This is a genomic window from Rhizobium sp. RHZ01 (assembly GCF_014851595.1).
In the GTDB taxonomy this organism is placed as follows: domain Bacteria; phylum Pseudomonadota; class Alphaproteobacteria; order Rhizobiales; family Rhizobiaceae; genus Rhizobium; species Rhizobium altiplani.
The window spans coordinates 147,161-161,440 of sequence record NZ_JACUZZ010000004.1 but is presented as its reverse complement, the minus strand read 5'-3'; the positions used below and the strand labels follow the sequence as shown (position 1 = coordinate 161,440).

The window sequence follows — 14,280 nt, the reverse complement described above, 5'->3', positions numbered from 1 at the left end:
TTCAATGCTCCTGTTACCTGTTCGCCCGCAGCGTGCGTGCGCCTGCTGGACCTGCAATGATCGCAAGCGCCGCCATTTTTAGAAAGAGCCCGTGTTCAACGACTCCGGGTATTGAATTCAGCTCGTTTGAAAGCGCCTCTGCATCAGGAATGCGGCCAAAAGATGCATCCAGGATGTAGTGGCCGCCGTCCGTCATGAAGTCTTCGCCACCGGATTGGCGCAGCGTCAGGCTGCCGCTCAACCCAAGCTTCGAGGCCTTCTTTTCGATCGCCATGCGTGTCGATACGAGTCCGAACGGATTGACCTCAATCGGTAGCGGAAATGCGCCAAGTGTCTCGACCAGTTTGCTCTCGTCGGCAATCACGATCATGCGCTGAGATGCCGCAGCGACGATCTTCTCGCGCAGCAGTGCACCGCCGCCACCCTTGACGAGCGTGAGGTCGGAATCGACCTCATCCGCGCCATCGATCGTCAGATCGAGTTCCGGCAGTTCATCCAGTGACTTCAGCGGTACGCCGAGCTCGACGCAAAGCCTTGCCGTGCGTTCGGAGGTTGGCACGCCTTCGACCTTGAAGCCGGTTGAAACCTTCTCTGCGAGCAGCCGAACAAACTCTTCGGCAGTACTCCCGGTTCCGATTCCAAGCCGCATGCCATATTCGACATGAGCGAGTGCGGCCTCGGCGGCCTTGATCTTCATTTCGCGGGCATCCATGCGCCGCTGACTCCGAATTATTGCGTTGGATGTGCTGTTTACACGGCTCGCTTGCCAAACGAAAGCCAAAAGAGCGTAATGATTTTTGAAAAGCCGTGGGCATTTGCAACTCGTCGCCTTTGCCGGCAAATATTGCTTTTCCGGTCCTCATCACCTACTGCCGATGACATCATTTCTGAAAGGCGCAATCCTTGACCCCTGCCCTTGTTGTATTCGATCTTGACGGAACACTGCTCGATACTCACACCGATCTTGTTGAGAGCCTGAATTATACGATCGCGGCAATCGGTGTGGCGCCGGTCAGCTACGACGACCTCACGCATCTCGTCGGACATGGCGCCAAGGTCATGATCGAGCGGGCCTGCGGTCTTCGAGGACATCCGTTGGCACAGGAACAGCTTCCTGCCCTGCTCAACCGCTTCATTGCGCACTACACCGACAACATGCCGGGACATACCGCGCCTTACCCCAGCCTGGTCGAGGCAATGGATCAACTGAAGAGTGCCGGCTGCAAGCTTGCCGTTTGCACCAACAAGCTCGAGGGCCTGGCGCGCAACCTGATCGAGAAGCTTGAACTCACCCATTATTTCGATGCCATTGCCGGCGGCGACACCTTCACCGTCAGGAAGCCCGACGCCCAACATCTTCTCGGAACCATCGAGCGCGCCGGCGGCGATGTCCGCAGGACCGTCATGATCGGCGACAGCGTCAACGACATTCTTGTTGCCCGCAATGCCGGCGTCCCTTCGATCGCCGTGCCGTTCGGCTATTCCGACGTCCCCGTCGAGACCCTCGGGCCAACGAGCGTGATTACGCATTTCAAGGAGTTAACTCCTGCGCTGATCGACGAATTGATCGAGGACTTCACCTCGGCAACGCCGGCGGCGGCGGCAGGCTGACGCAAAAGAAAAGGAGGCCCGCGGCCCAGCCCCTAACCCGATCGCGCGAAAAAACCCTCGCGAAACCCTGACCTACGCAAGGAGGTTTTGCGACATGCCTAGCCTCGACTATGGACTCTTCTTTTGCAGAGGCACAGATTCAGGATACGAGGCGCAAGTTGCAAATCGTCCGATGCCGCATGCGTGATATGCGCAACTGATACATGATTGGCTCGCGATAGTTCCAAGTGGGTTGCGCATAGCCCGCATGTCCCTGTTCAGGTGACCGACGAATGGACGGTGCGACGGCGTTCCAGAACCGTCACGGAGGGAAATATGCCTGATTTCCAGCGCAGAAAATTTCTCGTTCAAGGTAGCACGGCGGCGCTCGCCGGGATGGCCGGTCTCAATTCTTCATCTCCTGCGTCCGCGGCTCCGACGGACGAGCTCGTGGCCGCTGCCAAGGCAGAGGGCCACCTCACCGTTGTCGGCCTGCCTCGCGACTGGTGGGGATACGGGGACATCATCGACGGTTTCAAGGCGAAATACGGCCTTGGTATCACCGAACTTATGCCCGATGCGGGATCGGCCAAGGTGATCAATACCATCAGAAATGCGAGGGACACAGCCGACCCGCAAGCGCCGGATGTCATCGACGTCGGTCTGCCTTTCGCCTTATCGGCGAAGAGGGACGGCCTGCTGCGGCCTTACAAGGTGGCGGCGTGGGAAGCCATTCCGGACGCAGCCAAGGATCCTGATGGATACTGGTACGGCGGCTACTACGGCACGCTTGCCTTCGAGGTCAACGCGGATATCGTGACGACGATGCCGACCGATTGGGCGGACCTCGCCTCGCCGAAATACAGAAATGCCGTGGGTCTCGCCGGCAATCTGACATCAAATCAAGCCATCCAAGGCATTTTCGCTGCGGGCCTGTCAGCTGCTCACGGCAACGCGGACGAGGCAGCCGATCAGGGGCTGAGCTTCTTTGCAGACCTCAGCCGCCGCGGCAACTTCGTTCCTATCGTCGGCGGCCTTGCTTCGCTTGAGGACGGGCGCACGCCTATCCTCGTTCGCTGGGACTACCTTGCAGCTACTGATCGCGAACGATCAGGAGGACGAACCACGATTGAGATCGTGAGGCCGAAGACGGGCATCGTCGGTGGCGTCTATGCCCAGGCCATCAGCGCGTTCACTCCGCATCCGAACGCAGCCCGATTGTGGATGGAATACCTATACACTGAGACGCGGGCCTTCCTGAATAGCGGGTATGCGCCTGCCGACTTGGAAGGAAAGCTGGCACGGGTTCAGCATTCTGGTACCGAAGTCTACCCGCTCTTCCCAACACAGGAAGAACTCGATAGGGCAAGGGAGATCATCACCAACGGGTGGGGAGACGTCGTCGGAGTGCAAATCCAGTGTCTCCCGTGCGGAAGCCCTTCCGGTATCCCAATGGTTTTCAGTGAAGGCACCATCGGACAGCGCACGATGTCGCGGTAGCCGATATGGTTTTGATCGCCGTGCCATTCGACTATTCCGACATCCCGTCGAGATCCACGGAGCCTGCACAGATCGACGAATTGATCGCGGAGCTTGCTTCCGCAACGCGCGCAGCGGCGGCAAGCCGATCGCAAAAAGAAAAGGCGGCTCCCCGGCCGCCGTCATATCATCGGCGCGATCAAATCTGCGCGTCACGCGCCTTCGTCGTCGCATCGAAAGCCTTCTGCACATAGGCGTCGCGGCCGTATACGTCATCGAAATACTGGATGACACCATCCTTGTTCGGCCAGGCCGTGAAGTAAGCCACGTAGACCGGGATCTTCTGCGGAACCTGCAGGGCGTGGTTCTTGCCCGTGGCAATCTCCTTGCCGATCTGGTCCACCGACGTGTTCAGCACGGCCGCTGCCATCGCGCGTGGCTCGGCAAGGCGGACGCAACCATGGCTGAGGGCGCGCATATCGCGCTTGAAGAAGCTCTTCGAAGGCGTGTCATGCATGTAGATGGCGTGAGCATTCGGGAAAAGGATCTTGAGTTCGCCAAGCGCATTGTCGTCGCTCGGCGGCTGGCGCACGGAAACGTTGGTCGTCGAGCCGTACCAGTCGACGCTGGACGACGCCACGGCGCGACCGCCGACTGTTACCTCATAGCCCATCCGGTCCAGATAGCTCGGGTCGGAGCGCAGGCGCGGCAGCATCTCGTTGATGATGATCGACTGCGGCACACCCCAGAAAGGATTAAACTCGACCGTCTCGATCTGATCCTGGAAGAAGAAGGTCTGGTGCGACGGCTGACCGATCACCACGCGCATCGACAACTGTTCCTTGTTGTCGTTGTGGTAGTAGACCATATAGGCCGGCTGGTTGATGAAGACGTAGCGCGAGCCGAGGTCGGCCGGCAGCCAGCGGGCCTGCTCCAACGCAACAATCAGCTTCTCGACCTTCGATGCGTTGCTGTCGCCGCCAGCCATGATGCGGACCGTCGCCTGGCCGATAACGCCGTCCGGCTTCAGTCCATGTTCCTTCTGGAAACCTTCAACGAGCGAAACGATCTCAGGCGAATATTCGGTGCTGCCCGTATAGGCGGAGAGCGTTGTCGCATGTTCCGCCTTGAGCGCGGCCGAGCCATGCTTGCCGATCGCCTTCACGATGTTCGGGATTTCGGACGAGTTGTCGCCCGGACGAAGCAGGCCGCTCAGCGCGATATCGATGCGCTCTTCGCTGGCTCCCTCTGCGCGCAACTTCGCCAGTTCGCCTTCGAGTGCAACGAACTGCGGCGCATCCGGCGTACGGCTTCTGAGATAGGCCGGGGTATCCGGGCTCATGCGGGCGAGCTTCAGCACCGGCGCAAGGTTCACGTCCTTACGCTTGAAATCGTGATAGCCGGAGAGCTTGTTCGGATCGACGCGACCACGAACTGTATCCTGGACATAGGCGAGCACCTTTGCGGACAGTTCCAGTTCAAACTGCGTCAGGGCGCGGTCACGGACTGCCGGATCCGGATTGGTCGGATCCTCCGCCGGCACCTGGACCGTATAGTCGGCCGGGTCGAGACCGACCGAAGCGGCATCCGCCAGAACGTCCATCGCCGCCTTGGCACGATCGTTGACATCCGTTCCGGCGAGCCAGACCAGCGGATTCTTCACATCGCCGTAATAGGCCTCAAGCGCCCTGGCGACTTCGACGGGGGCGCGCACCTTCGCCTCGATAAGGAAGCGGCGCTGTACCGACGGCGTTGCCTCGGTCGCAGCCGACGCATCGGCAACTGCCCCGGTGACGACAGGATCGGTAAATTTACCGGTATCGACGAAGCGCATCGCATCTGGCTGATAGGTATAGTAGCGCGGGCTCGAAACCTTCGGCAGCGGCGCATCCGGAGCCGACTGAAGGAAGGACGGAACCGACCGCCTCGGATTGACTATCGTGCTCTGGGTGCGAGCGCGATCCCCGCGGATCATATCCATCAACGTGTAAGCCTGCGCGGGCGTGGAACCCATCGCAGCCATGCCGCAGGAAAGCGCTAGTGCGGAAGCCGCACCTTTCAGAAGGAATGTCATGCTTTTATCCAGTCCCAGTATCATGCTGTCTTCAAATCGCGGGCAAAAACCCGCCTTAAAACTCGTTTCATCCGGCGCGAGCGTCACATTGCAGAAACTGGCCGCAGCCGCCAGCCTTGGGCCTCTCAACCCAAAGTAACGCGGAAAACGCTTATGCCGAGCCCCAGTTCACACAAAATAATGAAATTATTAGTTAATTTTTTACTTTATTTTCGCCTTCGGACACAGTGGCCAACGAGGCACTGAAATATAAAAATTTAGCCGTGTCTAAATGGCCACTGATCACCCGCCGATAACATGATTTATACATTCATATTTTGCATTTCCAGCAGTTTTCTTCGTCCCGTTTCGGACCTATAAGACGCATCTCCGAAGGCACCGCGACAGAAAGGCATGACCATGACCTCCACCCGCACCGAAACAGATACGTTCGGCCCGATCGAAGTACAGAACGACAGATATTGGGGTGCTCAGGCGCAGCGCTCGCTCGGCAATTTCAAGATTGGCTGGGAGAAGCAGCCGCTTTCGATCGTTCGCGCCCTCGGCATCGTCAAGCAGGCGGCGGCGCGTGCCAACATGGCGCTCGGTCAGCTCAATCCGGAGGTCGGCAACGCCATTGTCGACGCGGCGCAGGAAGTGATCGACGGCACGCTCAACGACCACTTCCCCCTCGTTGTCTGGCAGACGGGCTCCGGCACGCAGTCAAACATGAATGCCAACGAAGTGATCTCCAACCGTGCCATCGAATTGTTGGGCGGCGTCATGGGATCGAAGAAGCCGGTGCATCCCAACGATCACGTCAATATGAGCCAGTCGTCAAACGACACCTATCCGACGGCCATGCATATCGCCTGTGCGGAGCAGATCGTGCGCCACCTGCTTCCGAGCTTGAAGCACCTGCACGCCGCGCTCGACATGAAGGTCACCGAATTCAGCCACATCATTAAGATCGGCCGCACGCACACGCAGGATGCGACGCCGCTGACGCTTGGCCAGGAATTCTCCGGCTATGCAGCGCAGGTCGGCTCCGCCATCAAGCGCATCGAATTGACGCTTCCTGGCCTTTGCGAACTGGCCCAGGGCGGCACCGCGGTCGGCACCGGTCTCAACGCGCCTGTTGGATTTGCCGAGAAGGTCGCTGACGAGATCGCCGAAATCACCGGCCTGCCCTTCGTGACGGCCCCGAACAAGTTCGAAGCACTCGCCGCCCATGACTCCATGGTGTTCAGCCATGGCGCCATCAATGCGGCCGCCGCCGCGCTCTTCAAGATTGCCAACGACATCCGCCTGCTGGGCTCCGGTCCCCGCGCCGGCCTCGGCGAACTCGCCCTTCCCGAGAACGAGCCCGGCTCCTCGATCATGCCCGGCAAGGTCAACCCGACCCAGTGCGAGGCGCTGACGCAGGTCTGCATCCACATCTTCGGCAACAACGCGGCCCTCACCTTCGCCGATAGCCAGGGCCACTTCGAGCTCAACGTCTACAATCCGATGATGGCCTACAACTTCCTCCAGTCGGTGCAACTGCTCGGCGACGCCGCCGTTTCTTTCACCGACAATTGCGTCGTCGGCATCGAGGCGCGCGAGGACAACATCAAGGCCGGTCTCGAACGGTCCCTGATGCTGGTCACGGCGCTTGCTCCGAAGATCGGCTATGACAACGCCGCCAAGATCGCCAAGACCGCGCACAAGAACGGCACGACCCTGAAGGAAGAAGCGTTGGCGAGTGGCCTCGTCACCGTCGAGGAATACGACGCAATCGTTCGCCCTGAAACGATGATCGGCCCGAAGTAAGCCTGCCTCCTCGCTTGCTTGAAACAGTTGACACCGCCGTACCCGCGGCGGTGTTTTCCAGATTTTCATGACTAAAACAGACAAGTTTTAGAATTATTGCAATTGCGAAGACGCCCGAATAGATCATCTGCGATTTCGGTCCGCATGAAAGGTCCCTCGATGGCTGACGATCTTTTCCCCCTCAGCAAAGACTCCACCCAATACCGCAAGATCAGCAGCGACTACGTCTCTGTCGACAGCTTCAAGGGGCAGGATATCCTGACCGTCGAGCCGGAAGGCATCCGCCTCCTTGCCGAAACGGCCTTTGCCGACATCAACCATCTCCTGCGACCCGGCCACCTGAAGCAGCTCGCCTCGATCCTCGAAGACCCGGAGGCGACCGACAACGACCGCTTCGTTGCTTATGACCTGCTGAAGAACGCCAACATCGCCGCAGGCGGCATCTTGCCGATGTGCCAGGACACCGGCACGGCGATCATAATGGGCAAGAAAGGACGCCGCGTCTGGACCGAAGGTGAGGACTACTCGGCTCTCGCCAAGGGCGTCATGGACGCGTACGAGAAGAAGAACCTGCGCTATTCGCAGCTCGCGCCCATCAAGATGTTCGAGGAAAAGAACACCAAGAACAACCTGCCGGCGCAGATCGACATCTACGAGGAAGGCACCGACTCCTACGACTTCCTGTTTGTCGCCAAGGGCGGCGGTTCGGCCAACAAGACCTTCCTCTACCAGGGCACCCCGTCGCTCCTGACGCATGACCGGATGATCGACTTCCTTAAGGAGAAGATCCTTACGCTGGGTACGGCAGCCTGTCCCCCCTACCATCTGGCGATCGTCATCGGCGGCACCTCCGCCGAAATGAACCTGAAGACCGTCAAGCTCGCCTCGACGCGCTACCTCGACGATTTGCCGACCGAAGGTTCCGAGAGCGGCCACGCGTTCCGCGACCTCAAGATGGAGAAGGAAATCCACAAGCTGACGCAGCAGATGGGCGTCGGCGCGCAGTTCGGCGGCAAGTATTTCTGCCACGACGTCCGCGTCATCCGCCTGCCCCGCCACGGCGCATCCCTTCCGATCGGCCTCGGCGTTTCCTGCTCCGCCGACCGCCAGGCGAAGGGCAAGATCACCCGCGACGGCATCTTCGTCGAGCAGCTGGAGACCGATCCCTCCAAATACATGCCTGAGATCGACGAGTCGAAGCTGTCGGACTCGATGGTCCGGATCGATCTCAACCAGCCGATGAGCGCAATCCTGGCCGAACTCAGCAAGCACCCGGTCAAGACCCGCCTGTCGCTGACGGGCACGATCATCGTCGCGCGCGACCTTGCCCACGCCAAGATCCGCGAGCGACTGGAAAAAGGCGAAGGCATGCCGGATTACATGAAGAACCATCCGGTTTACTACGCCGGCCCGGCCAAGACCCCGGCAGGCTACGCCTCAGGCTCTTTCGGCCCGACGACCGCCGGTCGCATGGATTCATATGTCGACCAATTCCAATCCTTCGGCGGCTCCATGGTGATGCTTGCCAAGGGCAACCGCTCCCGCGCCGTGCGCGAAGCCTGTAAGACACATGGCGGCTTCTACCTCGGCTCGATCGGCGGACCGGCTGCCCGCCTCGCGCAGGACTGCATCAAGAAGGTCGAGGTGCTGGAGTATCAGGAACTGGGCATGGAAGCCGTGTGGAAGATAGAGGTCGAAGACTTCCCGGCCTTCATCGTCACCGACGACAAGGGCAACGACTTCTTCCAGGAATTCAACCTCGGCTGATCGACGTCAATGGATTGCCGCGGTCGCCCGATGGTCGACTGTGGCGGTATCGACGCGATTTGCGAGATCAGCAACATTGAGGACCTCCTCCGCCTTCACGCTGGCGAGAATGTCGCTGCGAAATACACCGTCGAAGAAACCATCCTGCTGGATCAGCGCGACGGAGCCTGCAATGACTGCAGCAACAAGGACGATCGGCGAAGTGTGACGAGAGCTTTCCATGATCTCTGCCTTCCGTTGGAGCCACGCGGCTCTTTCGGGGGGGAATGTGCGCCTTCTCGCCGATCCGCAACAGAGCGACCGATCGACACCGACTGTCAGCAAATTTGAAACAATGCAAAAGCAACTGAAACGAGTGGTTGGATTTTTTATTTTGCGCCACTCGCCCATAAGGCGAAATTGCCGCAACCCTTCTGCAGCTTCTCAGATAAAAATCAATACGATAAGCAAATAACGCAGAATAACGGATAAATTTCACATGTAATCATTGGTATATCCTCTCTTAATCATTTCCCAATATTTCTTAGCTATCAAATTAAAGACTGCATTTGACATTCAATTGAGGAGTAGTCGCATGACGACGGCCGCAGCGCCAACGAGGGCGCAGGTTCCCGACGTGGCAGGTCAGATCACGTTCGCCATGCGCTCCATGGGCGTCGCACCGATCCCTCGGAACTACGAACTCTTTTACGAAGCCTATATCGGCTCCAACCCGGCGCTGACACGAGATCTTGCTGCGCTCGGCAGTCAGGCGACGCAGGAGGAACTGGACGCGCTCGGGGCGCAGTATTTTACGCACAGCCCTGCCCGTGTGTTCGACGACGCGCACGGTCGCATTGCCGCCGAGCTCGAGACGCTGCTGCGCGTGCTGCGCCAGGAGCAAATCTCGCTGGAGAGCTACAACAAGCTGCTTGGCGAAACCTACAAGCGGATCAGCTCGAAGAACCATACCAGCGTGGAGCTTATCGAAAACGCCCTCAGCCTGCTCACGCAGGCAACCGGCGACACCATGGCGCACGGCGAACGCACGGTCGAGAACGTCGTCCAGCGATCGCAGGAAATGGATCAGGTCCGCAAGGAGCTTGACGAATACAAGCGTATCGCCAACACGGACTCATTGACACGCCTGTCGAACCGCCGTGCATTCGACGATCGCCTCGCCGCCGTCTACAACAATCCGGCCATGCGGCCCGTCACTGCGCTGGTGCTCGCCGACATCGACAATTTCAAGAAGATCAACGACACATACGGTCATCCGGTCGGCGACAAGATTCTCGCCACGGTCGCCTCGGTCATCCGCGCCAACGTCCGCCGCGACGTTTTCGTCGCCCGCACCGGCGGCGAGGAGTTCGCCCTCATCATAGAAGGCAACACGGCCGACGAAGTCATGGGGATGGCCGAGCGCATTCGTCGCACGCTGGAAACGACGCCCTTCACCAACTCGCGCACCAGAATAAACTACGGGCCGGTCACGGTATCGGTCGGCGTCTGTATGGCGTCCTACGCGGAAGACGCCGGCGAGCTTTACCACAGGGCCGACGTTGCCCTTTACGGCGCAAAGAATTCCGGCCGCAACTGCAGCGTCCTCTTCGAAGACGGTATGCAGAAGGACTTCACGAAGAGCTGGCTGATCTACAAGGGATAGACCCTGGCAAGCAGCGTCTTCGCCTGCCTGTCGATGAGCTTGATTGCCGCAATCGCCCGTCGCCATCGCAATGGACCGCGATTTGCGCGGCCCTCCTTCCTAAGAGGTGGGCCTGCCAATCCTACGCGGAAGCCTACCACATCGTCCTGGCGGCACGCTCCGGCCATTCGCGGTCATAGGTTTCGTAGTCGAAATCCCCTGTCGCCGCCTTCAGCATCAAACCGGGCGTTGGCAGGCTCTTCGGATCGATGAAGGTTGCCGGATTCCACAGCTCCGAACGGATCAGCGCACGAGCGCATTGGAAATAGACCTCGTCGATCGTAATGACGATCACCGTACGCGGATGCTTTCCGTCCATCACGAAGCTGGACAGGACTGCCTCGTCGTTCGTCACGACACCACGCCCGTTAATACGCATGGTGGTGTTCGAACCGGGAATGAGGAACATCAGCGCCAGGCGTGGATCCCGCACGATGTTGGAGAGCGAATCCACCCGGTTATTGCCGCGCCAGTCAGGCAGATGCAGCGTCCGGTCGTCGACGATGCGCACGACGCCGCCGATATCACCGCGCGGCGAACAGTCGAGGCCTTCGGGTCCCACCGTCGCGAGTGCCACGAAGGGCGACGCCTCGATCATCTCGCGATAGAGCGGCGTCAGATAGTCCGTCACCTTGGCTACGGATGCCTGCGTCAGCCCGCCAGCGTAGATCTCTGCGAGTTCCTCTACCGTTTCAATGATTTTCATGACTGTCCTGCCGCTTTTTATCGTGGCGGCCTTTAGCTGCCTAACGTGACGTTACAATGACACGCGCCGCGCAGGAAGAGCGAAAAGCGGAATGATCTCAGCATCCTTTCCGGAATCGTCCTCCGCGAGAAAACCCCTAATCGCATCGAGAACCGACCGCGCCGCCACGATGCGACGGTGCCCGAAGCCATTTGCCCAGTGGAGCCGCACGGCATTGCCTGCGGCCGCGTAACGCCGAGCGTGATTGGCACTCACTTCCTTGTCGTCCTCCGCGTGCACGATCATCACTGGCCGCTGGATCGCGCCGGCCGCCCCGCTCGCATCGAACGCCTCCAGTCGCCGACCGGTGACACGGTGCACCTCGTTCTCCAGCGCCTGCTGTGCCGGGCGCCTAAGCCCGATCAGCCTGCCGAAATCCTTGAAGAGCCAGTGCATTTCGCTTGGCGAGCCGATCAGCACCAGCTTTTCCGGAAGCACGGCAGACTCGCCAGGCAACATGCCTGCCGCGGCCACCATCAGCGCGGCGCCGCCAAAGGAGTGGCCGATCGCGGCATCGAACGCACCGAATCGACGCTCGGCCGCGGCGATCGCCTTCACCGCCATGCCCATGTGGAGCATCCTCCCCGCCGCGCGGCCATGACCGGGAAAGTCGACCGCGATCACTTCCGCGCCGGTTGCCGCCAAAGTCGTCGCGATGTCGGCCATGTAGGCACCGCTCGATCCCCAGCCATGGGTCACAAGATAGCGCGGGCGCCGTCCCAAGGCGCCACCGTTCAGCCGATAGGCATGCGCCCGTCCGCCGCCGGCCAGACGAAGCGTGAACCGCTCCGCTCCGGCAAGCTTTGCCGCGCCGGCCGCATGTGCTGCTTTCGCCTTCTCGCCCTTCGGCCTTGTCGAGGGTGTTACGCAGAACAGGCGGAACGCCGCCTTCCCGGCGAGGCGCGGCGAAACCGACTGCAGCAGGGAAAAACCGAGGCGGGTGACCTTCAGCGCAAAGTTTGTCATAGTGGGAATCCAATAATGTTCAACACTGAACAATAAAGTACAACGATGAACAAAAATCAATCCCTGCCCTGGGATCATCCGCGTTTTCGCAGCTGGATCGCTGTTGCCCGCGCCTGCCAACTCATGCAGCAGTCGCTCGGTCGCTCGCTATCCGAACTCGATATCAAGACCCCGCACCTCGATATTCTGATCAATCTCTATCGCTTCGAGGGCATCTCGCAGCAGGAACTCGCCCGCAAGCTGCTGGTCGGTCGCTCGAACATGAGCATGCTCTTGCCGCAGATGGAGAAGCGCGGGCTGATCGAACGGCGCGGCGATGAGAAGGACAAGCGCGTACTGCGCCTCTTCCTGACGCCGGAAGGCCGGAATGTCACGGAGAAGGCCATGGTCATCCAGACCGACCTCATCGAGCGGGTGCTTTCGCCCGAGCCGATCGAGCAATGCATGGCGATGGCCGGATCAATGGAACGGATCATCCGGGTCCTGCAGCAAGACCTTGTCGACGAAGACTGATCTCAGTGAACGGTGTGGCCGACCGTTTGCCCCGCAAGGGATTTGTATTCCCACGCGGCCACGATGATCAGCACCAGCATCGCGAGGATACCGGCAAGGTAGACCTCGATGAACGGCGCAATGAAGGCGAGCAGAATCAAGAGCACAAGGCCGGCCAGATGCGACAGCGGCATACGTCCGCTGGTCGCCCCTTTGAACCAGAGATTGCCGGCAAGAAACAGTCCGGAGCCACCGAGTACGGAGGCCATCACGCCTAGATTGCCAGTCTCATGCGGATGCGAGAACATGAACTCGACGGCGACGGCGTGAACGATGATGCCCGCCAGGATCGGGATATGGGCATAGGTGAACGCCAGCCGTGCCAGGCTTCCCGGCGTTTCGTCGTGTTCGATCCGATGCGCCGCCCGCTCGTGGCCGAAGCGGAAATAGAGCCACCACATCGCCACCGTCCCCGCGAATCCAGTCCCGAAGACGACCGCCGTCAATGGCGAAAACGGCATTTCCGAGAAAGTCCGCCCCGACACCAGCACCGCCTCGCCAAGGCAGATGATGACGAAAAGCGCGCAACGCTCGGCCATATGCGCGCCCGACACGTCCCAGTCCGCGGCGGTCGATTTGCCAAGTCCCGGGACGGTAAAGCCGCTCGCCGGAGCGGCATATTCGATAGCAAGGGCGATGAGCCATGCGATCAGTCGCGCCTCGTGTTCCAGAAGGCCGCCGGCGATCCAGAAGACGCCGGAAAATATTAGCCAGCTACTGATGCGCACGAAATTCCGATACTTCAAGGCGTCCGACTTGACCGCATAGCACGCAAACAGCGATCGACCGACCTGCATGAGCACGTAGGACCCGGCAAAGAGCAGCCCCTTGTCGCCAAAAGCCTCGGGGATAGACGCGGAAAGAACCAGGCCAAGCAGCATCAAGACGACGAGCATGCCGCGAACCGCCATCTTGTCGGGGTCGAGCCAGTTTGTAACCCAGGTCGTGAATATCCACACCCACCAGACGGCAAAGGTCATCAGGCCGGCTTCAAGAGCGCCGAGCGGCGTATAGTGCGCCGCGAGGGCATGCGAGAGCTGCGAGATCGAGAAGACGAAGACGAGATCGAAAAACAGTTCGAGGAAGCTGACCCTGCTTTCACTCGGACTGCCTTTGGCGCGCAGCCAGTTTCGCTTGCTCGTTCCCGCCATGCATTTCCCCCTTGCGGCAATTGTCGCTTAACGCGGCTTCTCTGAGGTGTCGCGGCTCATGCCCTTTTCGCGCAGCTCTTCTTCATAGGCCGAGAACAGCTCCTCGCCGCGCTCGCCGAGCTCGCGCAGATAGGTCCAGGTATAGATGCCGGTATCATGCATGTCGTCAAAGCCGATGCGCACCGCATAATTGCCGGTCGGCGTCATTGAAATGATCGCGACATTGCGCTTGCCGGGAACGGTGACTTTCTGCCCGGGCCCGTGCCCCTGCACCTCCGCCGATGGCGAAAGCACCCGCAGCATCTCGGCGGAAAGATCGAAACTCTGCTCGTCGTTGAACGTCACGACGAGGTGCTGCCGGTCTTTTGAAACTCTGAGTTCAGTCGGCCAGATATCGGTCATGATCCCATTCCCCTTCAAAATCACGAGTAGGCAATGAGGCTTGCCGAGGCAAGCTCAATTTACCGTGCGTAAGGGGCGT

The 14,280-nt window shown here is 59.8% G+C and carries 13 protein-coding genes; 6 read left to right on the top strand and 7 right to left on the bottom strand.

Features of this window, described 5'->3' with window-relative positions; translation table 11 throughout:
* Positions 1-13: 13 nt before the first annotated feature.
* On the bottom strand, positions 14-712 hold the full coding sequence (gene rpiA / locus IB248_RS06930) for a ribose-5-phosphate isomerase RpiA (protein WP_018854821.1): 699 nt from the start codon (positions 710-712) through the stop codon (positions 14-16).
* A gap of 191 nt (positions 713-903) precedes the next feature.
* On the opposite strand from rpiA, the gene IB248_RS06925 reads away from it, so the two are divergent.
* Both IB248_RS06925 and IB248_RS06920 read left to right on the top strand, forming a co-directional pair.
* Positions 904-1,611: an HAD family hydrolase gene (locus IB248_RS06925; protein ID WP_018854820.1), complete on the top strand. Its 708-nt coding sequence runs from the start codon at positions 904-906 to the stop codon at positions 1,609-1,611.
* 375 nt (positions 1,612-1,986) lie between these two features.
* Positions 1,987-3,090 (top strand): ABC transporter substrate-binding protein, encoded by a 1,104-nt coding sequence (locus IB248_RS06920; RefSeq protein WP_246779223.1) that lies wholly within the window; start codon positions 1,987-1,989, stop codon positions 3,088-3,090.
* A 178-nt stretch (positions 3,091-3,268) separates the two neighbouring features.
* Here IB248_RS06920 and IB248_RS06915 read toward each other — a convergent pair whose 3' ends face one another.
* Positions 3,269-5,143, bottom strand: a complete 1,875-nt coding sequence (locus tag IB248_RS06915) for a murein L,D-transpeptidase (RefSeq protein ID WP_192240592.1) — start codon at positions 5,141-5,143, stop codon at positions 3,269-3,271.
* 399 nt (positions 5,144-5,542) lie between these two features.
* On the opposite strand from IB248_RS06915, the gene fumC reads away from it, so the two are divergent.
* Positions 5,543-6,934, top strand: a complete 1,392-nt coding sequence (gene fumC / locus IB248_RS06910; protein WP_018854817.1) for a class II fumarate hydratase — start codon at positions 5,543-5,545, stop codon at positions 6,932-6,934.
* A gap of 159 nt (positions 6,935-7,093) precedes the next feature.
* Positions 7,094-8,701, top strand: coding sequence for a fumarate hydratase (locus tag IB248_RS06905; RefSeq protein ID WP_169680236.1), 1,608 nt, complete (start codon positions 7,094-7,096; stop codon positions 8,699-8,701).
* A gap of 6 nt (positions 8,702-8,707) precedes the next feature.
* On the opposite strand, the gene IB248_RS06900 is transcribed toward IB248_RS06905, so the two are convergent.
* Positions 8,708-8,923, bottom strand: coding sequence for a hypothetical protein (locus IB248_RS06900; protein ID WP_037089056.1), 216 nt, complete (start codon positions 8,921-8,923; stop codon positions 8,708-8,710).
* 352 nt (positions 8,924-9,275) lie between these two features.
* On the opposite strand from IB248_RS06900, the gene IB248_RS06895 reads away from it, so the two are divergent.
* A complete protein-coding gene (locus IB248_RS06895; RefSeq protein ID WP_025662762.1) occupies positions 9,276-10,346 on the top strand; it encodes a GGDEF domain-containing protein in 1,071 nt (356 codons plus the stop codon).
* A 133-nt stretch (positions 10,347-10,479) separates the two neighbouring features.
* On the opposite strand, the gene IB248_RS06890 is transcribed toward IB248_RS06895, so the two are convergent.
* Both IB248_RS06890 and IB248_RS06885 read right to left on the bottom strand, forming a co-directional pair.
* A complete protein-coding gene (locus IB248_RS06890; RefSeq protein WP_192240591.1) occupies positions 10,480-11,091 on the bottom strand; it encodes a pyridoxamine 5'-phosphate oxidase family protein in 612 nt (203 codons plus the stop codon).
* A 51-nt stretch (positions 11,092-11,142) separates the two neighbouring features.
* Positions 11,143-12,096, bottom strand: a complete 954-nt coding sequence (locus IB248_RS06885) for an alpha/beta fold hydrolase (protein WP_169680232.1) — start codon at positions 12,094-12,096, stop codon at positions 11,143-11,145.
* A gap of 45 nt (positions 12,097-12,141) precedes the next feature.
* On the opposite strand from IB248_RS06885, the gene IB248_RS06880 reads away from it, so the two are divergent.
* The gene (locus IB248_RS06880) at positions 12,142-12,609 is read left to right on the top strand and encodes a MarR family transcriptional regulator (protein ID WP_018854811.1); all 468 of its coding nucleotides are present in this window, start codon (positions 12,142-12,144) and stop codon (positions 12,607-12,609) included.
* 2 nt (positions 12,610-12,611) lie between these two features.
* Here the strand turns inward: IB248_RS06880 and IB248_RS06875 are convergent, their stop codons facing one another.
* Both IB248_RS06875 and IB248_RS06870 read right to left on the bottom strand, forming a co-directional pair.
* On the bottom strand, positions 12,612-13,799 hold the full coding sequence (locus IB248_RS06875; protein ID WP_018854810.1) for a low temperature requirement protein A: 1,188 nt from the start codon (positions 13,797-13,799) through the stop codon (positions 12,612-12,614).
* A 27-nt stretch (positions 13,800-13,826) separates the two neighbouring features.
* On the bottom strand, positions 13,827-14,201 hold the full coding sequence (locus IB248_RS06870) for a DUF971 domain-containing protein (RefSeq protein WP_018854809.1): 375 nt from the start codon (positions 14,199-14,201) through the stop codon (positions 13,827-13,829).
* Positions 14,202-14,280 lie beyond the last annotated feature (79 nt).